Source organism: Pseudomonas sp. AC070, from assembly GCF_979258635.1.
Genome location: NZ_OZ409871.1, coordinates 4,282,140 through 4,305,949, shown reverse-complemented (window position 1 = coordinate 4,305,949; position 23,810 = coordinate 4,282,140). Strand labels below are relative to the sequence as shown.

At 61.1% G+C, this 23,810-nt stretch carries 20 protein-coding genes and 1 pseudogene; 14 read left to right on the top strand and 7 right to left on the bottom strand.

The annotated features are described in order from the left end of the window. Positions 1 to 176: 176 nt before the first annotated feature. Positions 177 to 2,741 carry an ATP-dependent chaperone ClpB gene (gene clpB, locus ACZZ0Q_RS19235; RefSeq protein WP_463541150.1) on the top strand — a complete coding sequence of 855 codons (2,565 nt, stop codon included), beginning with the start codon at positions 177 to 179 and terminating at the stop codon, positions 2,739 to 2,741. Positions 2,742 to 2,941: 200 nt separating this feature from the next. Here the strand turns inward: clpB and ACZZ0Q_RS19230 are convergent, their stop codons facing one another. Next, entirely contained in the window at positions 2,942 to 3,832 is an 891-nt protein-coding gene (locus ACZZ0Q_RS19230) for a cation diffusion facilitator family transporter (RefSeq protein ID WP_463541151.1), read from the bottom strand. Further along, positions 3,829 to 4,248 carry a polyribonucleotide nucleotidyltransferase gene (locus ACZZ0Q_RS19225; RefSeq protein ID WP_122492937.1) on the bottom strand — a complete coding sequence of 140 codons (420 nt, stop codon included), beginning with the start codon at positions 4,246 to 4,248 and terminating at the stop codon, positions 3,829 to 3,831. Before ACZZ0Q_RS19225 ends, ACZZ0Q_RS19230 begins: the two co-directional genes overlap by 4 nt. 213 nt (positions 4,249 to 4,461) lie before the next feature. Between ACZZ0Q_RS19225 and hrpB the strand changes: the two genes are divergently transcribed. The 4 genes and pseudogenes from hrpB (at position 4,462) to ACZZ0Q_RS19205 (ending at position 10,578) form a co-directional block, all read left to right on the top strand. Beyond that, positions 4,462 to 6,996, top strand: coding sequence for an ATP-dependent helicase HrpB (gene hrpB, locus ACZZ0Q_RS19220; protein WP_463542286.1), 2,535 nt, complete (start codon positions 4,462 to 4,464; stop codon positions 6,994 to 6,996). 14 nt (positions 6,997 to 7,010) lie between these two features. Continuing rightward, a pseudogene (locus ACZZ0Q_RS19215) lies at positions 7,011 to 8,111 on the top strand (HAMP domain-containing protein); the annotation flags it as partial. A 54-nt stretch (positions 8,112 to 8,165) separates the two neighbouring features. Then, positions 8,166 to 8,966, top strand: coding sequence for a methyl-accepting chemotaxis protein (locus tag ACZZ0Q_RS19210; protein ID WP_463561039.1), 801 nt, complete (start codon positions 8,166 to 8,168; stop codon positions 8,964 to 8,966). Positions 8,967 to 9,205: 239 nt separating this feature from the next. Further along, positions 9,206 to 10,578 (top strand): IS3 family transposase gene (locus ACZZ0Q_RS19205; RefSeq protein WP_463541222.1). Its coding sequence is split into 2 segments (ribosomal slippage): positions 9,206 to 9,682 and positions 9,685 to 10,578, totalling 1,371 coding nucleotides; the frame shifts between segments, so codons are not numbered across the junction. Positions 10,579 to 10,672: 94 nt separating this feature from the next. On the opposite strand, the gene ACZZ0Q_RS19200 is transcribed toward ACZZ0Q_RS19205, so the two are convergent. Then, a complete protein-coding gene (locus ACZZ0Q_RS19200) occupies positions 10,673 to 11,776 on the bottom strand; it encodes an endonuclease/exonuclease/phosphatase family protein (RefSeq protein WP_463541152.1) in 1,104 nt (367 codons plus the stop codon). 182 nt (positions 11,777 to 11,958) lie between these two features. Here ACZZ0Q_RS19200 and ACZZ0Q_RS19195 point away from each other — a divergent pair, with 182 nt between their 5' ends. Further along, entirely contained in the window at positions 11,959 to 12,699 is a 741-nt protein-coding gene (locus tag ACZZ0Q_RS19195; RefSeq protein WP_463541153.1) for a substrate-binding periplasmic protein, read from the top strand. Between the two features lie 6 nt (positions 12,700 to 12,705). Here ACZZ0Q_RS19195 and ACZZ0Q_RS19190 read toward each other — a convergent pair whose 3' ends face one another. After that, a complete protein-coding gene (locus ACZZ0Q_RS19190; RefSeq protein WP_463541154.1) occupies positions 12,706 to 13,140 on the bottom strand; it encodes a VOC family protein in 435 nt (144 codons plus the stop codon). Between the two features lie 43 nt (positions 13,141 to 13,183). After that, positions 13,184 to 13,843, bottom strand: a complete 660-nt coding sequence (locus tag ACZZ0Q_RS19185; RefSeq protein WP_463541155.1) for a YciC family protein — start codon at positions 13,841 to 13,843, stop codon at positions 13,184 to 13,186. A gap of 117 nt (positions 13,844 to 13,960) precedes the next feature. Between ACZZ0Q_RS19185 and ACZZ0Q_RS19180 the strand changes: the two genes are divergently transcribed. The 3 genes from ACZZ0Q_RS19180 to ACZZ0Q_RS19170 all read left to right on the top strand — a co-directional run bounded on the left by ACZZ0Q_RS19180 (position 13,961) and on the right by ACZZ0Q_RS19170 (position 16,658). Beyond that, positions 13,961 to 14,476, top strand: a complete 516-nt coding sequence (locus ACZZ0Q_RS19180) for a LabA-like NYN domain-containing protein (protein ID WP_206000744.1) — start codon at positions 13,961 to 13,963, stop codon at positions 14,474 to 14,476. Between the two features lie 186 nt (positions 14,477 to 14,662). Further along, on the top strand, positions 14,663 to 15,274 hold the full coding sequence (locus ACZZ0Q_RS19175) for a 3'-5' exonuclease (RefSeq protein ID WP_463381761.1): 612 nt from the start codon (positions 14,663 to 14,665) through the stop codon (positions 15,272 to 15,274). A 55-nt stretch (positions 15,275 to 15,329) separates the two neighbouring features. Next, positions 15,330 to 16,658, top strand: coding sequence for a DEAD/DEAH box helicase (locus tag ACZZ0Q_RS19170; protein WP_463560848.1), 1,329 nt, complete (start codon positions 15,330 to 15,332; stop codon positions 16,656 to 16,658). Positions 16,659 to 16,771: 113 nt separating this feature from the next. On the opposite strand, the gene ACZZ0Q_RS19165 is transcribed toward ACZZ0Q_RS19170, so the two are convergent. Together ACZZ0Q_RS19165 and ACZZ0Q_RS19160 are read right to left on the bottom strand one after the other, a co-directional pair. After that, positions 16,772 to 17,206, bottom strand: a complete 435-nt coding sequence (locus ACZZ0Q_RS19165) for a PAS domain-containing protein (protein WP_122492929.1) — start codon at positions 17,204 to 17,206, stop codon at positions 16,772 to 16,774. A gap of 10 nt (positions 17,207 to 17,216) precedes the next feature. Next, entirely contained in the window at positions 17,217 to 18,215 is a 999-nt protein-coding gene (locus ACZZ0Q_RS19160) for a response regulator (RefSeq protein ID WP_463541156.1), read from the bottom strand. Positions 18,216 to 18,476: 261 nt separating this feature from the next. Between ACZZ0Q_RS19160 and ACZZ0Q_RS19155 the strand changes: the two genes are divergently transcribed. The 5 genes from ACZZ0Q_RS19155 to ACZZ0Q_RS19135 all read left to right on the top strand — a co-directional run bounded on the left by ACZZ0Q_RS19155 (position 18,477) and on the right by ACZZ0Q_RS19135 (position 23,807). Continuing rightward, positions 18,477 to 19,298: a LuxR C-terminal-related transcriptional regulator gene (locus ACZZ0Q_RS19155; RefSeq protein WP_463541157.1), complete on the top strand. Its 822-nt coding sequence runs from the start codon at positions 18,477 to 18,479 to the stop codon at positions 19,296 to 19,298. A gap of 167 nt (positions 19,299 to 19,465) precedes the next feature. Next, positions 19,466 to 20,584 carry an ABC transporter ATP-binding protein gene (locus ACZZ0Q_RS19150; protein WP_463541158.1) on the top strand — a complete coding sequence of 373 codons (1,119 nt, stop codon included), beginning with the start codon at positions 19,466 to 19,468 and terminating at the stop codon, positions 20,582 to 20,584. Positions 20,585 to 20,780: 196 nt separating this feature from the next. After that, positions 20,781 to 21,923, top strand: a complete 1,143-nt coding sequence (locus ACZZ0Q_RS19145; RefSeq protein ID WP_463541159.1) for an ABC transporter substrate-binding protein — start codon at positions 20,781 to 20,783, stop codon at positions 21,921 to 21,923. Between the two features lie 143 nt (positions 21,924 to 22,066). Continuing rightward, the gene (locus tag ACZZ0Q_RS19140; protein ID WP_463541160.1) at positions 22,067 to 22,975 is read left to right on the top strand and encodes an ABC transporter permease; all 909 of its coding nucleotides are present in this window, start codon (positions 22,067 to 22,069) and stop codon (positions 22,973 to 22,975) included. A 1-nt stretch (position 22,976) separates the two neighbouring features. Further along, a complete protein-coding gene (locus ACZZ0Q_RS19135; RefSeq protein ID WP_463541161.1) occupies positions 22,977 to 23,807 on the top strand; it encodes an ABC transporter permease in 831 nt (276 codons plus the stop codon). Positions 23,808 to 23,810: the final 3 nt, after the last annotated feature.

Here is a 23,810-nt window from a genome sequence, read left to right as displayed (position 1 = left end):
GTCATCTACAGTCAGTTAACGCGCCGGTCGGCCGCGTGGTCGGCCCGTTCGCTCGCGTTCGCCGGCAACGCACCTTGAATCCCGAACAATCGGCCTCACTTACTTGAGCATCTCGGCAGACATTTTTTATCAGGTGCGTTCATTGCGCCGGCTGCCCTCTAAAGGAAGGTAAACCTATGCGTATCGATCGTTTAACCAGCAAATTGCAATTGGCGTTATCCGACGCCCAGTCTCTGGCCGTGGGCATGGACCACGCTGCCATCGAGCCATTGCATCTGATGCAGGCCTTGCTTGAACAACAAGGCGGCTCGATCAAATCGCTGCTGATGCAGACCGGTTTTGACGTCAATGTCCTACGTCAGGCGCTGACCAAAGAGCTCGACCAACTGGGCAAAATTCAAAACCCAACGGGCGACGTCAATCTGTCCCAAGACCTCGCGCGCCTGCTCAACCAGGCCGATCGGCTGTCGCAGCAGAAGGGCGATCAATTTATTTCCAGCGAACTGGTGCTGCTCGCGGCGTTGGACGAAAACACAAAGCTCGGCAAGCTGCTGCTCGGTCAGGGCGTGAGCAAAAAGGCGCTCGAGAACGCCGTGAATAACCTGCGCGGTGGCGATGCGGTCAATGACCCGAACGTGGAAGAGTCGCGTCAGGCACTGGACAAATACACCGTCGACCTCACCAAGCGCGCCGAAGAAGGCAAGCTCGATCCGGTGATCGGCCGTGACGACGAAATTCGCCGCACCATTCAAGTGTTGCAGCGCCGCACCAAAAACAACCCCGTGCTGATCGGCGAACCCGGCGTGGGTAAAACCGCCATCGCCGAAGGCTTGGCGCAACGTATCGTCAACGGCGAAGTGCCCGACGGCCTCAAAGACAAACGCCTGCTGTCGCTGGACATGGGCGCCTTGATCGCCGGCGCCAAGTTCCGTGGCGAGTTCGAAGAGCGTCTGAAAGCGGTGCTCAACGAACTGTCTAAACAGGAAGGCCGCGTCATCCTCTTTATTGACGAGTTGCACACCATGGTCGGTGCCGGTAAAGCCGAGGGCGCCATGGACGCCGGCAACATGCTCAAGCCGTCGCTGGCCCGTGGCGAGCTGCATTGCGTGGGCGCCACCACCTTGAACGAGTACCGCCAGTTCATTGAAAAAGACGCGGCGCTGGAACGTCGTTTCCAGAAAGTGCTGGTGGATGAGCCGACTGAGGAAGACACCATCGCCATCCTGCGTGGCCTGAAAGAGCGCTACGAGGTTCACCACAAAGTGGCGATCACCGACGGCGCCATCATTGCCGCAGTAAAACTCAGCCACCGCTACATCACCGATCGCCAGCTGCCCGACAAAGCCATCGACCTGATGGACGAGGCCGCCAGCCGCATCCGTATGGAAATCGACTCCAAGCCGGAAGTGCTGGACCGCCTGGAGCGTCGCTTGATTCAGCTGAAAGTTGAGCGTGAAGCGCTGAAAAAAGAGAGCGACGACGCGGCGCTAAAACGCCTCGACAAATTGCAGGAAGACATCGCCAAATTCGAGCGCGAATACGCCGATCTGGAGGAAATCTGGAAGTCGGAAAAAGCCGAAGTGCAGGGCTCCGCGCAGATTCAGCAAAAGATCGAGCAAGCCCGGCAAGAGCTGGAAACCGCGCGCCGTCGCAGCGATCTGGAGCAAATGGCCAAGCTGCAATACAGCATCATTCCTGATCTTGAACGCAGCCTGCAGATGGTCGACCAGCACGGCAAAACCGAAAACCAATTGCTGCGCAGCCGCGTGACCGAAGAGGAAATTGCCGAAGTCGTCTCGAAATGGACCGGTATTCCTGTGGCGAAAATGCTCGAAGGCGAGCGGGAAAAACTGCTGAAAATGGAAAGCCTGCTGCACCAACGTGTAATTGGCCAGAACGAAGCCGTGACCGCAGTGGCCAGCGCCGTGCGCCGTTCCCGTGCCGGTTTGTCAGACCCGGATCGGCCGAGCGGTTCGTTCCTGTTCCTCGGCCCGACCGGCGTGGGTAAAACCGAGCTGTGCAAAGCCTTGGCCGAATTCCTGTTCGACACCGAAGAGGCGCTGGTGCGCATCGACATGTCGGAGTTTATGGAGAAGCACTCGGTTGCTCGTCTGATCGGCGCGCCGCCAGGTTACGTCGGCTACGAAGAGGGCGGTTACCTCACCGAAGCCGTGCGGCGTAAACCGTACTCAGTGGTGCTGCTCGACGAAGTGGAAAAGGCGCACCCGGATGTGTTCAACGTGCTGCTGCAAGTGCTGGAAGACGGCCGCCTAACCGACAGCCACGGCCGCACCGTGGATTTTCGCAACACCGTGATCGTGATGACTTCGAACCTCGGTTCCGCTCAGATTCAGGAATTGGTCGGCGACCAGGAAGCCCAGCGAGCGGCGGTGATGGACGCAGTGAGCAACCACTTCCGGCCGGAGTTCATTAACCGTATCGACGAAGTGGTGATTTTCGAGCCCTTGGCCCGCGACCAGATTGCCGGCATCGCCCAGATTCAATTGGGCCGCCTGCGCAAACGTCTGGCTGAGCGCGAGCTGAACCTGGACTTGAGCGATGAGGCGTTGGACAAGCTGATCGCCGTGGGTTACGACCCGGTCTACGGCGCTCGGCCGCTGAAACGAGCCGTTCAACGCTGGATCGAAAACCCGCTGGCGCAACTGATCCTGAGCGGCAAGTTCGCACCGGGGTCGACCGTGACCGGTGTGGTCGATGGTGACGAGATTACGTTTGCGTGATCGTCACTGCTGGGCTTCACCCCTGCGATAAGTTGGGGTGTGTCCCAGCTTACGTCCACAGTCATTCCCGCGCAGGCCGGAATCCAGGCTTGCATGACGAGCGCATTTGCCTGCGCCAACCTGGATTCCGAGTCGTAGGCTCGCCGCTTTCGCGGGAATGACGCGGTTTTGAAACCGTTACAGTTACCTTGATCTCCTACTCATCCCCGCTGCCGAACCACTTCCTGCGGATCGGCATGCACCAACACTTCAGCCCGTGGATAAGCCGCAATAATCGCCTTCTCCACCTGCTCGCACAGTTCATGAGCCACCGTCAGGCTCAGCTCTCCTGGCAACTCCAAATGCAACTGCACAAACCAATGCGTGCCAGAGATGCGCGTGCGCAAGTCATGGGCACCCAGCACACCGGGCACCTGGCAGGCCAGCTCCAGCATCTTGGCGCTGACGTCGGTCGGCAGCTCTTCATCCATCAATACCGCCACCGACTCACGGGCAATCTGCACCGCGCTCCAGAGGATGTAAGCGGCAATGCCCAGCCCGAACAGCGCGTCCAACTGTTGCCAACCAAACCAGGCCAACACCAATGCCAAAAGAATGCTGCTGTTGAGCAGCAAGTCGGAGCGGTAGTGCAGGGAGTCGGCGCGAATGGCCGTGGAGCCGGTGATGCGGATGACGCGGTATTGGAAAGCCAGTAGCGCCACCGTCAGCGCCAGCGACAGCAGTATCACCGCAATGCCGAGCTCGGGCGAACCGAGCGGTTCTGGGTGACGCAAATGCTCAATGGCTTGCACCGCCACCAACACCGCACTCACCGCAATAAACAACGCCTGGGCAATTGCCGACAAGGCTTCGGCTTTGCCGTGGCCGTAGCGGTGGTCATCGTCGGCGGGGCGCAGCGAGTAGTGCACCGCCAGCAAGTTAAGCAGCGAGGCGGCGCCATCGAGCAGCGAGTCGGTCAGGCCGGCCAGCAAACTCACCGAGCCGCTTAACCACCACGCCACGCCTTTGGCCACGATCAGGGTGATCGCCACCGCCAGCGAGGCGAAGGTGGCTTGGCGCAGCAGGCGCTCGTGCGCTGCGCTCAATTTCATGCGGCGGGACGCAGACCAAAAGCGGCCAGCTGTTGCAGGCTGCCGGTGTGCTGAATCAGGCGCGGGTCATCCAGCGGCAGGGTGCGGCCGGTTTCCTGTTGAATGAGGGCTTTGAGGCGAACCGGGTCGGCCTTGCCGTCGGCGCCGAGGGTGTCTTGCAGTTTTTGTGGATCGATCTGCGCGCTCTGGCCTTCGGGGAAATAGATGGCGCCGGTGGCGAAGTCGATGCCGAACGCGATCAGGCCGGGAATCACATAGAACAGCAGGCCGATGGCGTCGAGACCGGCGACCACCGGGTCGATTTTGCCTTCAATCTGGCCACGACGATCCGGGAAGAAAATGCTGCCGCACGCGCTCAATTGAGTGAGCAGGGCAACGATCAATGCACCACCAATAACACGAGACTTTACGGGCATCGCAAACACTCCTTTGAGATAAAAATTGTGCGCGGCGTTGGGGCGGTTTCACCGCCGACCTTCGCTCGCTGAATCTGGAAAGTGGGCAACTATACAAGCCATGCACGCTCGCCGCAGCAAGCGCTGCCCAGCTAAGACCACAGGTAGCGACTGGCCGTTCGCCGGTATACTCGCCGCCCCACTGTGAACGCCGCCAATGACCTTTCCATGTCCATGATTCCGCTGCCCATCGACGCTGTTTTGCCTGCCCTGCGCGCGGCCCTAACCGAGCGCCACGAAGCCGTGCTTGAAGCGCCGCCCGGTGCCGGTAAAACCACGCGCGTGCCCTTGGCGTTGCTCAACGAAAGCTGGTTGGCCGGGCAGTCGATCATCATGCTCGAACCGCGCCGTCTCGCCGCGCGCGCTGCGGCGGAACGGCTGGCCAGCGAATTGGGCGAAGCGGTGGGCGCAACCGTCGGCTACCGCATTCGTCTGGAAAGCAAAGTGAGCGCGGCCACCCGCATTGAAGTGGTGACCGAGGGCATTCTCGCCCGTCGCCTGCAAGACGACCCGGCGCTGGAAGGCGTGGGCTTGGTCATCTTTGACGAATACCACGAGCGCAGCCTCGACGCCGATCTGGCCCTGGCCCTCACCCTTAACGGCCGCGCGTTATTGCGCGATTACCCGCCGCTGAAAGTGCTGCTGATGTCGGCCACGCTGGAAGGCGAGCGCTTGTCGGCGATGTTGGACAACGCGCCGGTAGTGCGCAGTGAAGGGCGCATGTTTCCGGTGGAAACCCAGTGGGGCCGCCCCTTCCAGCCAGCGGGCCCGTATGCCAAAGAAGGCATTGAACCGCGCACGGTGCAAACCGTGTTGCAAGCGTTGAACGACGAACCCGGCAGCGTGTTGGTGTTCTTGCCCGGCCAGGGCGAGATCCGTCGGGTTAACGATCAACTGGCCGAAGCGCTGCAAGGCCGCAGCGACATTCTGTTGTGCCCATTGCATGGCGATCTGGACCTGCGCGCCCAACGCGCCGCTATCGAGCCTGCGCCCGAGGGCAAACGCAAAGTGGTGCTCGCCACCAACATTGCCGAAACCAGCCTGACCATCGATGGCGTGCGCGTAGTCGTGGACGCCGGTTTCGCCCGCGTGCCGCGTTTCGATCCGGGTAGCGGCATGACCCGCCTCGACACCCAACGCATCTCCCGCGCCAGCGCCACCCAGCGCGCCGGCCGAGCCGGTCGTTTGCAACCGGGCGTGTGTTATCGCCTGTGGTCCCAGGCCCAGCACGAACAAATGGCCGCCTACGGCAGCGCGGAAATTCTGCAAGCCGATCTCGCCGGCCTCGCCTTGCAACTGGCGCGCTGGGGCGTTACGCCCAAGGAACTGGCCTGGCTCGACGCGCCGCCCAGCGCCTCCTACGCCCAGGCGCAAGACCTGCTGATGCGCCTCGGCGCGTTGCAGGAAAACGGTCGACTCACGGCCCACGGCCAGGCCATGGCCGAGCTGCCGGCTCATCCGCGCATCGCTCATTTGCTGCTTCGTGGGCAGGCATTGGGGCTGGGCGACCTGGCCTGCGACATCGCCGCATTGCTCGGCGAGCGCGACATTCAACGCGGCGGCGGGGCGGACTTGCACAGTCGCCTGGCCCTGCTCAGCGGCGAAGAACGCGGCCAGCGAGGCGGGCAGGGCAGCGTGCAGCGGGCCAGGCAACTGGCTAAACAATTTCGTTCGTACCTGCGCGGCAAACCCACCGAGCCCGTCAGCGACCCCGATCACCCGCGGTGGGTTGGCGCCTTGCTGGCGTTTGCTTACCCAGACCGTGTCGCCCAGCAGCGCCGTGCGGGCGGCGGCGAGTACCGCTTGGCCAACGGCCGCGCGGCGCAGTTCGGTGAGCCGGATGCGCTGATGAAACAGCCCTGGCTGGTGGTCGCCGAATTGGGCAGCCGTCAGGGCCAGCGCGAAGAGCGCATCTACCTGGCCGCCGAACTCGAGCCGGCGCTGTTCGACAGCGTATTGCGCGAGCAAGTGACGGTGCGCGAGGAGCTGGAATGGGACGAGCGCCAGGGCGCGCTGAAAGCCGAACGGCAATGGCGCGTCGGCGAGCTGGTGCTCAACCGCGAGCCGCTGACCGACCTCGACGAAGCCACCCGCAGCCGCGCCTTGCTCGGCCTGGTCCGCCGCAAAGGCCTGGAGCTGTTGCCCTGGACGCCCGAGCTGCGCCAGTGGCAAGCGCGCATTGCCTTGTTGCGCCGCCTCGACCTGGCCCAGAACGCCAGCAGCGAATGGCCCGACGTCAGCGACGCGGCCCTGCTGGCGAGCCTGGAAACCTGGCTGCAACCTTATCTCGGTAAGGTCACGCGCTTGAGCCACTTCGGCACGCTGGATGTGCACAACATACTGCAAACCCTGCTGCCCTGGCCGCTGCCGCAGCGCCTGGAAGAACTGGCGCCCAAAGCCATTACAGTGCCGTCCGGCTCGCGTATCGGCATTGACTACAACGATGAACCGCCCGTACTCGCCGTGCGCATGCAGGAACTGTTCGGCCTGGCCGACACGCCGCGCATTGCCGGGGGCCGCCAGGTGGTGAAACTGCATCTACTCTCACCAGGGCGCAAACCGGTGCAAGTCACGCAAGACCTGGCCAACTTCTGGCGCAGCACCTACGCCGAAGTGAAAAAGGAGTTGAAAGGGCGTTACCCGAAACACTACTGGCCTGACGACCCGTTGATCGCCGAGCCCACCGCCCGCGCCAAACCTCGCCGCTAAGTGGCACTCATGCAATGCCCAGGGCGGCCGATAGCTGCCCTTCAACTGTTTCGCCGAACACCCTGGAGAATGATGGTATGGCGCTCAATCTGAAGTTTCGCCACAAGATTTTGTTGGCGGCAGGTTTAACCGTGGTATTTGCCTTCACCGTGTTTGTGCTGTTCAACGACTACCGACAACGGCAAACCCTGCGCGTCGATGCCGAGCGCTCCATGGGCGAATTGGGCGCGCTGACCACCTCCAATATTCAGACCTGGCTGCGCGGCAACATGGCGCTGGTTGATTCCATGGCGCAGCAAATCAGCGCACAAGGCGCAGCGCCAGACACGCTCAAGCAAATCGTCGGCCTGCCTGTGTATGGCGCGGCGTTTCAGCTCAGCTACTTCGGCGGCGCCGACGGCCTGATGTTCTCGGTGCCGGCCGGCTCACGCGCCGCAGACTATGACCCCCGCGCGCGTGGCTGGTACAAAGCCGCCATGGCCGCCGGGCAAACCGTGGTCACCGAACCCTATATCGCCGCCTCGTCGGGCAAGCTGGTGATCACCGTTGCCACGCCCGTTAAACAAGGCGGGCAAGTGATCGGCGTGGCCGGCGCCGACATCGATCTGGGGAGCGTCAGCGCTACCATCAACTCGCTGGACTTCGACGGCCACGGCCATGCGTTTATCGTCAGCAGCGACGGCAAAATTCTGATTCACCCCAACAAAGACCTGATCCTCAAAACCCTCGGCGAAGCTTTTCCGGGCAGTGGTCTGGTGGCCAAAAGCGGGCTCAGCGACGTGACGGTAAACGGCGAGGACATGCTGGTGCAGTTCACGCCAATGCAAGGCATTGCGTCGGCAAATTGGCAGCTGGGCTTGGCACTGGAGCAGTCCTTCGCCTTCTCGATGCTCAAAGAATTCCGCGTAACCGCCACCTTGGCCACCGTGATTGCCGTAATCGCCATCATCACCTTGCTCAGCATCCTGATCCGCGCGCTGATGCAGCCGTTGTTTGTCATGGGCAAGGCCATGCAGGACATCGCCGAAGGCGAGGGCGACCTGACCCGGCGGCTGGTGGTGTTGCGCCAGGACGAGTTTGGCCAGATGGGTACGTCATTCAACCGGTTTGTCGAGCGTATTCACCAGTCGATTAAAGAGGTTTCTTCCGCTACCCATCACGTAAACGAAGTGGTGTCCCGCGTGTTGGCCGCCTCCAATGCCTCGTTGCAGAACTCCGACCAGCAGGCCTCGCGCACCACCAGCGTGGCGGCGGCCATCAACGAGTTAGGCGCTGCCGCCCATGAAATTGCCCGCAATGCGGCTGTTGCTTCGGAAAGCTCGGCCGACGCCAGCGCCTTGTCCGCCGAAGGGCAGCAGGTGCTGGGTCAGTCGATCAGCTCCATGCGCGAGCTGTCGCAAAAAATCAGCGAGTCGTGCGGCACCATCGAAACGCTGAACGCCAAGACGGCCAACATTGGCCAGATTCTCGAAGTGATCACCGGCATTTCCCAGCAGACCAACCTGCTGGCCTTGAACGCCGCCATCGAGGCCGCGCGTGCCGGTGAAGCGGGGCGCGGCTTTGCCGTGGTGGCCGATGAAGTGCGCAACCTGGCGCACCGCACGCAAGAGTCTGCGCAGCAGGTTCAGCAGATGATCGACGAATTGCAAACCGGCGCCCGCAGCGCCGTGAGCACCATGGAAGAAAGTCAGAAACAGAGCGACAAAACCGTGCAGGTCGCCAATCTGGCGGGCGAGCGGTTGGGCAGTGTGACCAGCCGCATCGACGAAATCGACGGCATGAACCAGTCGGTCGCCACCGCCACCGAAGAACAAACCGCCGTGGTTGAAACCATCAACATGGACATCACCGAAATCAACACCCTCAACCAGGACGGCGTCGAAAACCTGCGCACCACCTTGCAGGCCTGCAAAGAACTGGAACAGCAGGCGGCGCAGCTGAGCCAGCTGGTACGTAGTTTCAGGATTTAAACAAAGCGAGCGCGGCTATTGGGGGGGCGGCTTGGATTGCAGCGTTTGCAGGAAATCGCGGCTGAAGCCGCTCCTACAAAAGGCATCTCAACACCTGTAGGAGCGGCTGGGCGGCATTCCGATTAGCCGCGAGCTTTTGATTTCAGCGTTTGCAGGAAATCGCGGCTGAAGCCGCTCCTACAAAAGGCTGAAGTGCGCCCCAAAAGTTGGACACCCATCCAACCTTTGGGGCTTCTTCCATGAGCAAGTACACAACGCAGTTCAAGCTGTCTGTTATCACCGCCTTTCTTGAGCGAGGCCGAGGCTTTCGCTTTATTGCTGAGCAATTCCAGCTAGATCCCACCCTGCTTCGGCGTTGGGTAGAAGCCTACCGGTTGCATGGCGATGCCAGCCTGCGGGCCCGGCCAGTCAGCTATAGCGCAGAGTTCAAGCTCGCTGTTCTTCAGCAGATGTGGCGTGAAAATCTTTCTTTTCGTTGCGTGGCCGCGGCTTTCAATTTGGGTAATTCAACCCAAGTGGGCATATGGCAGCAGCAGTATTACAGTGGCGGCTTTGAAGCCCTGGAGTCAGCCAGGAAAGGACCGCCCGCCGTTATGACACTACCTCCCGCCAAGCCCTCTGCACCTGAAACCACAAGCGATGAAGATCTTTCGCATGCTGAGTTGCTGCTCAAGCTACGCAAGCTCCAAGTGGAGAACGCCTGGCTAAAAAAGCTCAAGGAGCACAGGGAGGAGAAGAAAAGGCAGGAGAAAGCAGCAAAGAAAAAACGAAGTTGATCACCGAGCTGCGTGATCATTTCTCGCTCGAAGAACTGCTTGAAGTCGCGCAGTTGGCGCGCAGCACGTATTACTACCAGCTCAATCTGATGAACACCGGAGATCGGTTCGCGCCTCTGAAAGCCTCTATCCAGAGCGTTCAGGAGGAGCATATGGGGCGCTATGGCTATCGCCGAATGACCGCTGCGTTGCGTAATGCTGGCCAGATGGTTAACAGCAAAACGGTGCGGCGCCTCATGGGCGATCTAAATCTTAAGTGCACGGTGCGACCGAAAAAGTACCGCTCGTATCGGGGCTTGGTCGGCAAGGCTTCGCCTAATGTTCTGGCCCGTCAGTTTGAAGCGGACCAGCCAAACCAGAAGTGGGTCACGGACGTAACCGAGTTCAAAGTGGCCGGCGAAAAGCTTTACCTGTCCCCGGTGCTGGACCTGTTCAACGGCGAAATCGTTGCCTATCAAACCGACACCCGACCACGTTACGCCTTGGTAGGCCGCATGCTGGAGCAAGCGCTTGAAGGTCTGCCCGAGACGGCAAAACCGCTGCTGCACTCAGATCAGGGCTGGCACTACCAATATCCTGACTACCGGGAGCGCTTGGAAAAAGCAGGCCTGAAGCAAAGCATGTCACGCAAAGGCAACTGCCTGGACAACGCCACAATGGAGAGCTTTTTTGGCACGCTTAAGTCGGAGTACTTCTACCGCGAGCGTTTCGATAACGTCGCTCAGCTGCAAGCCGGGCTGGACGAATACATCCGTTACTACAACCATGATCGGATCAAGATGAAGCTAGGCGGCCTCAGCCCTGTTGCTTACAGAGCAAAGGCCGTCATGGCTTAACCAGTACGTGTCCAACTTTTGGGGCGCACTTCAGGCATCTCAACACCTGTAGGAGCGGCTGGGCGGCATTCCGACTAGCCGCGATGCTTTTGCATTACGGCTGCGCCTTTTCCGGCAACAAAAACCGCGCGATCAGCGGCAGGTGATCCGAGATACGCAAGGTATCCACCTGCCGCACATTCGCCGCTACCCGCGCCAGCATTGGGCTATGGAACAGGTAGTCGAGGGTGCGGTCCGGGCCGCTGGCTTGTGGGTCGTTGGGGAAGTGGGTATACCACGCCGCCTGATTCGCGCCGCCGGTTTCTTCGATGCTTGGAATCATCGGGTATTTGCCGGCCAACACCTGCAGCTCGCTTTGCGGCGCATACCAACTGCGCTGGCGTTCGGACAGGCGTTCGTACTGCCCTGGCGGCAACAGGTTGAAATCTCCACCGATCAACCACGGCGTATTAGCGACGTTCAAGGCGTGCAGTTGCTCGTCAATCATTGCCACTTGCCGCTGCATGGTGTCGTCGCCCTGGGCGAAGGCATCCAGGTGGGTGTTGATCACCGCCATTTGGCCACCGTCGCGGATCGGCAAGTAGCTGACCAACAAGGCGCGCTTGAGGTTGAACTGACGGGTGAGCAAATCCGCCGGCGGCGTGGGCAATTGCAAACGCTCGGCCTCGCTGATGCGGTAGCGGCTCAGGGTGCCGAGTTTCATGCCCACGCTGCCGCGAATTTTCGGGTGCGGCACAAACGAGGCTTTCCAGTAAAATGCCTGGCTGCTGCACGGATAAAGATCGGCCAGCCGCTCGTGCAGCAGTGCCATCTGGTCTTGGTAGTCGGTGGCCTTGGTGTTCTCGTGCAGCTCTTGCAGCAGCACGATGTCGGCTTGTTCGTCGCGCAGGATGCGCACCACTTCGTCCAGGCTGTAGGCCAGGTCGGCGGCGGTGGGGCGGGTATCGGGGCCGCTGCCGTCGGCCAGGTCGTACCAAAACACGTAGCGTTTGCCGGCCAGGTATTGCACGTTCCAGGTCATCACCTTGAGGGCCTGGCCGGGCTGCAAGGTGGCGGTGTTCACATCGCAACTCAGCGCCGCGGGTTCGCGGTCGGCCGGGTGCCAGGTGATGCTGTACACCAGCACGCTTAGGGCAAGGGCCAGCAGCACGAGGATCAGCAGGACTTTTCGTAGCGAAAACGGGCGTAACACAGGCATGGGCAGTGGCCAATTGGCGAGAAAGATGCGAACCGGAGCATAACCGAGCGCAACGTCTTAGCCCAAATGGGCTGGGCGGCTGGCGAATGTCATAGGCAGCACTGTAGATTACGCCGCGGTTGTACGATCTCTCGACAATCCCGCCCGAGCCAAGGGTACGGGCCTCTTATTAAGGATGATAAATGCGCTGGGCATTGTTGCTGCTCACCGTGCTCTGCCAGCTCGTGGTTGCTGCCGAGCGCGCGCCGTTGCGGGTGATGACCGATCTCTGGCCGCCGTTTCGCATGCTCGATGCGCAGGGCAAGCTGGTGGGGCTAGACATCGACGTGCTGAACGAAATCGGGCGCCGCAGCGGGCTGCGTTTCGACATCCAGCGGGCGCCGTGGGCGCGAGGCCTGGCGGACCTGCAACAAGGCCGCGCCGACCTGATGATCGGCCTGGCGAAAACTGCCGACCGTGAACAGTACGTGCAGTATTTGCCCACCCCGTATTACGCCTGCGCACCGCGCTTCTACACCGCCAGCGGGGCGGCCGGGCAGGTGCAGCGCTATGCCGACCTGCAAGGCAAAGTGATCGGCTTCGTCCATGAGTCGGTTTATTTCGAGCCGTTCGACTCCGACACCGCCTTGGTCAAACACGGCGTCAACAACGAGCAGCAATTGCTACAAATGTTGCTGCGCGGAAGGCTGGCCGCCTTTATCGGCACCGACTGCCAGGTCGATTATCAGCTGCTGCAGCCGCAATACGCCGACACCATCGTCAAGGCGCGTTACCAGCCGTTGGCAAAAACAGAACTGTTTGTTGGCTTTTCCCGTGTGCTGGAGCAATCCGCCGAGCAAGCGCTGATGAGCACGGCGCTGAAAAACATGCTGGCCGAAGGCTGGATCAAGCGTCAGGCCAAGCGCTATCAGGCGCAGCGCTAACCGACCTCAGCTGGCCGGGGGCTCTACATAAATTTCGTACAGCGAGGTCGCTTCCCAATAGGTGGCCTCGATTTTGTGGCCGTCCAGGTCGCGAACGAAGCAGCCGTAATACTGCTCGCCATAATGCGGACGCGGGCCGGGCGGGCCGTCACCGCTGGCGCCGGCGTTAAGGGCGGCGGCGTAGAAGGCGTCCACCGAGGCTTTGTCCTGGGCAACAAAACCAATGTGCGTGCCGTTGCCGACGGTGGCGGGTTGCTCGTCGAAGGGGGTTTGCAGCCAGAACTCGGGGTACATACGGCCGTACGCCACGGCGCCGGGATGCTCCAACAGCCGCTGGCAACCCAGGGTCGCCAGCACCCGGTCGTAAAACGCCACCGCGCGTTCGAAGTGATTGGTACCAACAGACACGTGGGAAAGAACGCTGGGATTGCTCTCGGGCATGGCCTGGGCTCCGGAAACGGCACTCCTCAAGCCTAGCTGGAAATCAGCCGCGCGCCGTTTCGCTGCTGATCAGCATAAACAGCCGGAACGTCACCACGCTGGCGAACAGTTGCAGGAAACCGTTGGCGCAATCCAGCGCGAACAGCATCAGCTCGTTGTCTTTGCCAGCGAGGTTGAAGCTCAGCAAATCAAGCGCCCAGAGCGGCACCATCACGCTCAGCACACAGAGCAGAATCCGGGCGAAATGGCCGTTGGTTTGGCTGAAGCTGTCGCGCATCGCTGCCAGCGGACTGACGCCGCGCAGCACCAACAGGTATTCGGAAAAGGCCAGCTTGACGATCACGTACAAGCCGGGGATCACCACCAAGCTGATGCCCACCATGATCAACAACGTGCTGAGCGCCGCCAGCACCGCAAAGCGCGGCCACAGGCTCAGGGCCAACGCCCACACGTTACTCAGCGCGGGCTGTTCACCACTGCTGCGCGCCGCCAGAAAAATAATCAGCGAGCCGGTGTACAGCGGGTAGAAAAACAAGCCGATCACCACGCTGTACGCCGGCGAGGTGTCCGGCCCGCTGGCACTGGCCAAGGCGTATTGAGCCAGGCACTCCAGCATGATCAGAGGCAGGCAGAGCAGGGCGATGCTCAGCAGATTACGGCTGAAAAAGAACCAGGCATCGCGGATAACGGGCAAAGGATTCATCGAAACGGTCACGCCAGCAGGAGCAAGGTCGCCACTGTAGCCGAAGGGCGGCGGTGCTCCAACGGGCCAATTGTGGCGACCGGTTGGCAGAATGCTTCGGCTATTTCTTACGCAGTGATGGCATACTGCCCCCACTTTGGCCGCCCAGGAGTCAGGCTGGTGAAAAGAATTGCCGTGTTCGCCGATGTGCAGAACCTTTACTACACCGTACGTCAGGCCCATGGCTGCCACTTCAATTACTCGGCGCTGTGGGCAGACATTGCCCAGCACGGCGAAATCGTCGAGGCCTACGCCTACGCCATCGACCGTGGCGATCCCAAGCAGCAGCAATTCCAGCAGATTCTGCGCAACCTCGGTTTTACCGTGCGGCTCAAACCCTACATCCAACGCAGCGACGGCTCGGCCAAAGGCGACTGGGACGTGGGCATTACCATCGACATCATGGACGCCGCCCAACGCGTCGATTGCGTGGTGCTGGCCTCGGGCGATGGCGACTTCGACATGCTGCTCGACAAGGTTCGCAGCTACGGTACTGAAGCCGTGGCCTACGGCGTGCCGGGGCTGACGGCGCAATCATTGGTGCGGGCGGCCACACGTTACGTACCCATCGAAGGCGCGCTACTGCTGCGGTAACTACCGGCCGGTTGCGCGTCGGCTGCGCGGCGTTAAAAATGCTTTTTGAATGCTCATTGGCTACAGCCAACTGCGCTTCAAAAACCATTTTTGCCTTGCGCAGCTCTAGCTCGCTCGGCCTTGAGCGGCGTTAGAAGGCGAAAACGCTGTTAACCTACGCGGCCGTTGAAACCGCCGAGACCGACCGTGGAACCCATCGCTGTAATCGACTTTGAAACCACCGGCATTTCCCCTGGCCAGAGTTGCCGCGCCACTGAAATTGCGGCGGTGATCGTCGAAGACGGGCGCATCGTCGGGCGCTTTCAAAGCCTGATGAAAACCGGCGTCTGGGTGCCGCCCTTCATCGAGAACCTCACCGGCATCAGCAACGCCATGTTGCGCGCCGCGCCGCCGGCCGATGAGGTGATGGAGGCGGTGGCCGAGTTTGTTGGCGATATTCCGCTGGTGGCGCACAACGCCTCGTTCGACCAAAAATTTTGGGACGCCGAGCTCGCGCTGATCCGCCGTCAGCGCCGGCAAACCTTTGCCTGCTCCATGCTGCTGGCGCGTCGGTTGTTGCCGCAGGCGCCGAACCATAAGCTCGGCACGCTCAACAGCTGGGCGCGCTTGCCCGTCACCGGCAAGGCTCACCGGGCCATGGCCGACGCCGAAATGGCGGCCAACCTCACCCTGTTTATGACCGGCCAATTGCGCGACGAGCACGGCATTCAAGCCATCTCCCACAACCTGCTGTGCCGCCTGCAAAAAGTGCCGGCCGCGAAAATTGGCGAAGCGCTGAAACTGGCGCGTAACGCCTGAAGAAGCGGACAGGGTAAACTGCGCGCTTTCCTGGCAACGCCCCCTGGTTACCCTTATGACTTTCGCCGCCCTTGGTCTGATCGAACCCCTGCTGCGCGCGCTCGAAGCGCTCGACTACAAAACCCCGTCGCCGATTCAGGCCCAGGCCATTCCGGCCGTGCTGGCCGGTCGCGACCTGATGGCCGCCGCCCAGACCGGCACTGGCAAAACCGCCGGTTTCGCCTTGCCGCTGCTGCAGCGCTTGACCCTCGAAGGCCCGACCGTTGCCAGCAACTCGGTGCGCGCGCTGGTGCTGTGTCCGACCCGCGAGCTGGCCGAGCAGGTGCACGAAAGCATTCGTGTGTATGGGCAGAATCTGCCGTTGACCACCTATGCGGTGTACGGCGGCGTGAGCATCAATCCGCAGATGATGAAGCTGCGCAAAGGCGTAGACATCCTCGTTGCCACGCCCGGCCGATTGCTTGACCTGTTCCGCCAGAACGCCATCAAGTTCGGCCAGTTGCAAACCCTGATCCTCGACGAAGCCGACCGCATGCTCGACCTGGGCTTCTCCGAAGAACTGCGCGATATTTACGCGGCGCTGCCGAAAAAGCGCCAGACCCTGCTGTTCTCCGCCACCTTCTCGGACGCCATCCGCGCGCTGGCCGGCAACACCCTGAACGACCCGCTGAGCGTCGAAGTGAGCCCACGCAACGTGGCGGCCAGCAGCGTGAAGCAGTGGGTTATTCCGGTGGATAAAAAACGCAAGCCGGAGCTGTTTTCCCACCTGCTGAAAAAGCACCGCTGGGGCCAGGTGCTGGTATTCGTCAAAACCCGCAACGGCGTCGATCAGCTCTGCGAAATGCTCCAGCAGCAAGGCGTCAACGCCGAGGGCATTCACGGCGACAAACCGCAAGCCACCCGCCAGCGCGCCCTCGACCGTTTCAAAACACGTGAGGTTCAAATACTGGTCGCCACCGACGTAGCGGCACGCGGGCTGGACATCGACGACCTGCCGCTGGTGGTCAACTTCGACCTGCCTATCGTCGCCGAAGACTACGTGCACCGCATCGGCCGAACCGGCCGCGCGGGCAACAGCGGCCAGGCGATTTCCCTGGTCTGTGCCGATGAAGTGCAACTGCTATCGGCCATCGAAGTGCTCACCCGCCAGACCCTGCAACGCAGCGAAGAACAAGACTTCGAACCCGAGCACCGCGTACCGATGACCGACCCCACCGGCCAGGTACTGAAAAAGCCGAAGAAACCGAAAAAACCAAAAACCGGCGGCGGCGGCGGCAAGAAAACCCTCGGCAAATGGACCGAAAGCGCCGAACCGCTGGACGCACCGGTGAAAGCCATTCGCAAGGTGCCCAGCTTTAATACCGGGCCGCGCAAGAAGAAATAACGCTGCCTTTTTGTAGGAGCCAGCTTGCTGGCGAACCCTGCAAACATCGGAAATCGGCGTTTCCAGGGTTCGCCAGCAAGCTGGCTCCTACATAAATTGGAATTGGCGGGCTCTCACGACACCCGCTTATGCACCGCCGCCTCGGTCGCGTCGTAGATCACCACGCAAATGTGCTCCACCTGCCCGCCGCTAGAGGCCAGCGGCAGCAGGGTGACGTTCTGGTACATAAAGTCGGCGCGGCCGGTGATGGGTTGGTAGTTTTTGAAGTGCACCAGATACGGCCGCTGTTCCCACAGGCTGAACGCCCGCGTGCCGAGGGTGACCACGGTGTCGACCTTGCGCCGAAACCAGTCTTCGTCAATCTCCTTAAACAAGTCGAATAACGACTTGCCGTGCACCTCATCCGGGCCCAGGCCGGAGTGGTTTTCCATAAAGCTGTTAAACACTTCCACCCGGTATTGGCGGTCGAGCACGATCACGCCCACATCGATGCATTGCACGATGTCCAGCAGCCAGTGAACTTCTTTGATGTCGATCTGCGCAGGCATGGGCCGGGTCTCAGTTCATCAGGTAATTGATTTTGTACGTCAGGCGCTGAATTGAGTCTTCGGTAAACAGCAGCAGCAAATCGAAGTGCACGTTATGGCCCTCCAGGCTGTAGCTGATCTCCACCGCCAGGGTTTTGCGCCAGCGCTGTTTGTTCACCGTGATCAAGCTTTCAATCGAGCTGTGCAGGCCGAGCAGTTGCGGGTGGCCTTGGGAAAAGCGCACGTCGATCTGCTCGGAAATGCCGCTCAGGCACGCGCCGATCAGAATGCTCGCCAGGTCCAGGAGCATTTCCGACACATCGTGTTCGTCCTTGGGCTGCCACTTGAACAGGCGGCCGATATCGGCAATTTCCGAATCGTGAAACAGCAGCAGCGCCTCGCCAGCGATGCCGTCACCGATGAAGCCCTGGCACAACGCGCTGTAGCGCTCGCCGCGTTGGGCATCGGCCAGGGTCATGTGCAATTCGCTGACTTCGAAGATGTTGACGGTGGGCACCGGCAGCTCGACAAACACCCCCAGCACCTTGGCCAGCAACGCGGCGGCGCGGCCCATGGCCACGTTGGTGATTTCACGCAGGGCGTCGCGGAAATTCACTTTCAGCTCAAACGCCGGACGCTCCGGCACCTCAGCCGGCGGGGCAGGCTGGCCCAGCAAGTTCAGGCGTTCGAGGGTTTCGCGCAGCTTTTCGGGTTCAGCCGGCTTCTTGATAAAGGCCAGCGCGCCCAGTTCCATCACGCGGCGCATGGCCTCTTCTTGCACGTCGCCGGAGACCACCACCACTTTCGCCGCCAAGCCTTCAGCGCGCAGGGCGGCAAGCACTTCGTAGCCGTCCATCACCGGCATCGTCAGGTCGAGCAGCACCACCTGGCCGAGGCCTTGGCGAATCGCCTGCATGGCTTCCTGGCCATGGGCGGCTTGGGTGATAGACACCGGCCAATCCGCTGGGAGTGAGCGGATCAACTGCTTGCGGGCCATCATGGAGTCGTCGCAGACCAACAGAGGAATCACTATCGCGTTACCACCATGAGCAAGAAGAAATGCGGCCAGCCGCTGACCGAATGAAAGCAAGCATAGTCGTCAGTGCTGGTTGCCGCTCAGTGGAACAGACGTTACCTGCAGTGACGTTTACTGGTGCTTATCGGCCCATGCTGGTGCATCACCGAGCCGGTTAAAAGCGCCATCGGGCGCCAGGCTGGGGGTTTCAGGATAATGGCGCAAAACCTGCATTCTCGTTCGCTATTCTGAACATTTGGCTGAAGCAGCACCGCTATGCGCCACAAGGACCTGAAACACTGGACCACTGGATTCGCCCATTTACTCACCCTGCCGAGCGGCCGGCCGCGCTTGCAGGGCTTGAGCCAATGGTTGAAGCAAATTTGCCCGGTCGACCATTTCGTTCTCTTCATCTACGAAGGCAACCACCGCCCGCTGGCGCTGTTTGACACCTTTGCGGCGGACAAACGCAAAATCTACGTCGACGATTACCAGGTTGGTCCCTATCTGCTCGACCCGTTCTACCTCGCCTGCACCCGCAACCAGGCGCCCGGCCTGTGGCGTTTGCGCCAATTTGCCCCGGACCATTTCTACCTCGGCGAGTACTACCTCAACTATTACCAACTGACCGGCCTGGCCGAAGAAGTGGCGTTTTTTGTCGACCTCGCCGACGGCGCCAAGGCGGTGCTGTCGCTGATGCGCAGCACCACCAGCCCAGCGTTCAGCCGCGACGAGGTGCAGTTGCTGGAGTGCGCCGAAGCGGTGGTGGCCGAGGTGGTGCGTGAGGCGTGGCAAGAGTGCCGGGTGCAACGCCCGGCACAAGACCTCGACCACAAAATTCGCGCGGCCTTCGACCAGTTCGGCGCCCACAGCCTGACGGCGCGTGAGCAGGAAATTGTGCAGCTACTGCTGCGCGGCCACTCCAGCGCCTCGGTGGCCGAGCAGCTGGAAATCAGCCCCGGCACGGTGAAAATTCACCGCAAGAACATCTACGCCAAGCTAGGCATTGGCAGCCAGGCCGAATTGTTGGGCCTGTTTATTCGCGAGCTGGCAGGGTCCGAGGGCGGCGAAGAGTTCGCCTTGCGTCACGCTTCTTGACTCAGCCCAACCTACGCGGTCCCACGTTCCCCGCGACTCCGTAGGAGAGGCTTCAGCCTCGAGCTTTTACTTTCATTCGCTCTCTATCCCCCAAGGGATATATACGCCCGCAAACCCCCGTTGCTAGTTTCTCCCCAACGCACATAAGAACCAGAAAGGGGCGAGCGGTGAGCGATTCCAGCCAAGCATTCGATATCGAATTCCGTCAGGTGGTGAAGCGCTACGGCGCCACGCCGGCGGTCAACGGCGTGAGCTTTCAGGTGCGGCGCGGCGCCTTTCATTCGTTTCTCGGCAGCTCAGGCTGCGGCAAAACCACCACCTTGCGCATGATTGCCGGCTTCGAGCAGCCGTGCGAAGGCGAGGTGTTGCTCGCCGGTCGTTCAGTGGCGGGCGTGCCGGCGTTCCAGCGGCCGGTGAACATGGTGTTCCAGAGCTACGCGCTGTTCCCCCACCTGAGCGTGGCCGAGAACATCGCCTATGGCCTGCGCTACCAAACGCCGCGCCCAGACAAAAAACAACAGCGGCGCCTGGCCGACGAAGCCCTGGAAATGGTTCGCCTCAGCGGCTACGGGCAACGCAAACCGAGCGAGCTATCGGGCGGGCAACAACAACGCGTGGCCCTGGCCCGCGCGCTGGTGAACAAGCCAACCGTATTGCTGCTCGACGAACCCCTCGCCGCGCTGGACCGCAAGTTGCGCAAGGAAATGCAGTCTGAATTGCTGCGTTTGCAGCGCGAAGTGGGCATCACCTTTGTGCTGGTGACCCACGACCAGGAAGAGGCGCTGTCCATGAGCGACAGCATCAGCGTGATGCAGGACGGCCTCATCGTGCAGACCGCCAGCCCCGAGCAGCTCTACGAAACCCCAGCCAGCCGTTACGTCGCCGACTTTATCGGTGAATCCAACCTGTTCAGCGGCACCGTGCGCCGCATCGACGGCGACAGCGTGGTACTTGAAACCGCCCAAGGCCTGCAACTGAGTAGCCCGCGCAGCCCGAGTGGCGTGGCCTTGAGCCCGCAAGTGGAAGGCTGCATTGCCGTGCGCCCGGAGCTGATCAGCATCGGCGCGGCGAACACGCCGCTGGGCCGCGAAGTGACCCTGAACGGGCGCGTGGAAGACCGCATTTATCTGGGCAACCTCACTGAATACCGCGTGCGCACCGATCCCTTCGGCATCGTCTGCGTGCGCGTTCCGCGAGTGCGCGAACACAACCAGGCAAGTTTCGAACACGGCGCCGCCGTGCAGATTGGATGGGACCAGGCCAATGGCTTGGCGATGGGCTTGTAGCCAGTTTATGTACTCCTGTTTTGCTGCTGTTTATGTTTTTAAAACCATAAGAGGGTTTCCGGGCTAGAGCCAGGCAAGGCGAAAGTGTGGCGAAGAGCGCAGCGTACTTTTGTACGTGAGCATCTGAGCCGCGCTTTCAACGCAGCATGGCCGACGACCAGAAAGCCGGAGCAATCACCGAAGGGGATTAACGAAAATGGACAGTAAAGATTTTATAAAGACCATGCGTAGCTGGCAGAACGGCTCAATCACCCGTCGCGACTTCCTCGGCCGCACCGGTCTGGGCGTGGCCGCCGCAGTGGTCGCCACCAACATGCCCGGCGTGCTGACCAGCAACGCCTTCGCTGCCGAAAAAGGCGCCATCGGCGACCGCGTCGCCATCGCCACCTGGCCCAACTACCACAACGCGAAAAACCTCGAAGCCTTCGCCAGCCAGACCGGCGCCAAGGTGCAAATGAGTGTGTTCGGTTCCAATGAAGAAATGCTCGCCAAACTGCAAGCCGGTGGCAGCGGCTGGGACGTGTTCGTGCCCACCAACTACACCATCAGCACCTACGTCGAACTGGGGCTGATCGAGCCGTTGGATCTCACGCGCCTGAGCAACTTCGACCCCAACGCCTACGAAAAACGCTTTATGGAACAGGGCATCGTCAACGGCAAGGTATACGCCGTGCCGAAAAACTGGGGCACCACGGGCTTTGTATACGACGACCAGAAAATCAAAGGCAAACCCGCCTCCTGGAAAGAATTCTGGGACCTGGCCAAAGGCCCGGCCACCGGCCGTGTGATGGTGCACGACTACCAACTGACAGCGATTGGCAACGCCCTGAAATCGTTCGGCTACAGCTTCAACTCGCTGGACGAGAAAGAGCTGGCCGACGCGGAAAAACTGCTGATTGAGGTCAAGCCTCACCTGTTCGCCATCAACTCCGACTACCAGCCGAGCATGCGCAGCGGCGATGCGTGGATGTCCATGTGCTGGACCGGCGACGGCTCACAACTGCACCGCGACCTACCGAACTTGCAGTTCACCCTGGGCAAGGAAGGCGGCGAGTTGTGGAGCGACTTCTTCGCCATTCCCAAAGATGCCGAACACCGCGACGCGGCCTACGCCTTTATCAACTTCTTGCTCAACCCGCAGGTGAACAAGCTGGAAGTCGAAGCCCACGGCTACCCGAGCGGCGATAAACGCGTAGACGCCTTGCTGCCCAAAGAAATGCTCAGCGACCCGATCATGTACCCGGCCGCTGAACTGCTCAGCGCCCTGGAATTTGGCGCCGCGGCCACGCTTACCAGCCCGGTGCGGGCGGAATTGATGGCGCGTTTCAAGGCCGCGTAACGCCACCACGGTCTGTCCCCTCTGCCCGCTTGCGGGAGAGGGTTAGGGAGAGGGTTTTGCTGGAAAGCACCCTCACCCCAACCCTCTCCCAGAGGGAGAGGGGGCTGACCGAGTGAGACTGACATATGCCCAAGGACTCCCCCATGAACATTGCCGTTAGCGCGCCGCTCCCTGTGGCGGCCGCGCCTGCCCCGGCGCAACCGGCCAGCCTCGGTCGGCGTATCACCTGGCTGCTGTTGTTGCCCTCGACGCTGTGGTTCGTGCTGCTGCTGTTGATGCCACTGGTGGTCATTCTGCTGTTCAGCGTTGGCGAGCGCAGCGCCGTCGGCGGCTACAGCCCGGCGTTTACCTTTGCCAATTACCTGAATCTGGCCTCCCGCGCGGCGGCGTTCAGCAACACGCTGATTCTCGCGCCGTTGGGCACGCTGGTGTGTCTGCTGGCGGCCTATCCGCTGGCGTATTTCCTGGCGGTGAAGGTGCGGCGCAACCGCTCGTTGCTGCTGACGCTGGTCATCGTGCCGTTCTGGACCAGCTTTCTGATCCGCACCTATGCGTGGATTTTTATCCTCAGCGGCAAGGGCATTCCCGCGCTGCTGGCCAGCCTGGGTCTGGACGACGTGCGCCTGATCAACACGCCGACGGCGGTGCTCATTGGCATCGTTTACGGCTACCTGCCGCTGATGGTGTTTCCGATTTTCGTGAGCCTGGAAAAACTCGATAAACGCCTGCTCGAAGCCTCCCATGACCTAGGCGCCGGCGCGCTGGAAACCTTCCGCCGCGTGAGCCTGCCGTTGTCCGCCCCGGGCGTGATTACCGGCGTGATGCTGGTGTTCATCTTGCTGATGGGCGAGTTCCTGATTCCAGCGATTCTGGGGGGCGGCAAGGTGTTCTTCGTCGGCAACGCGCTGGTCGACCTGTTCCTGCAATCGCGCAACTGGCCGTTCGGCAGCGCGGTGGCTATGACCCTGGTGGCGATGATGCTGGCGATTATCGCGGTGTATCTGAAACTGGTGGCGCGCTATGGCGGCCGCCAGCAAGACGGGATGCTCTGACATGAACGACAAAGCGTTATGGCTGCGTGGCTATTCCACGTCGGTGTACCTGTTTCTGTATGCGCCCATCGCCCTGATCATGCTGTTTAGCTTCAACGCCGGGCGCAGCGGCCTGTCATTCGAATGCTGTTCCACGCAGTGGTTTGGCCGGGCGTTTGAAAACCCGTTCATCATGGAAGCGCTGGGCAACAGCGCGCTGATCGCCCTGTGCTCGGCCACGCTGGCGACGCTGTTTGGGACCTTGGCGGTGTTCGGCTTGCAGCGCGTCAGCGGCCGCGTGCGGATGCTGTTCGATGCGCTGACGTACTGCGCAATCATCGTGCCCGGCATCGTCATTGGCATCGCCACGCTGATTGCGTTTATCACCTTGTTCGACCTGTTCAACCCGCTACTGGCGGCGCTCGACATAGGCATTCCGAAACTGCGCATGGGCTTTTTCACCGTGGTGGCGGCGCACTCGCTGTTCACCATGGCGCTGGTGATGGTGATTGTGCGCACGCGGGTCGATGCGCTGGATAAATCGCTGCTCGAAGCCTCGGCCGACCTCTACGCGCCGCCGCTGGAAACCTTCTGGCGGGTGATTCTGCCGCAGATTGCGCCGGCGATCATGGCCGGCTTTCTGCTGGCGTTCACCTTCAGCTTTGACGATTTCATCATCGCGTTTTTCGTCGCGGGCTCGGAAACCACCTTGCCGATTTACATTTTTTCCTCGATCCGCCGGGGCGTTACTCCGGAGATCAATGCCATATCCACGGTGATCATCCTCGCCTCGCTGGCGCTGTTGTTCACCTCCCGTTATTTGCAAAACCGCCGTTCCGGCGTGTCGGCGTAAGGA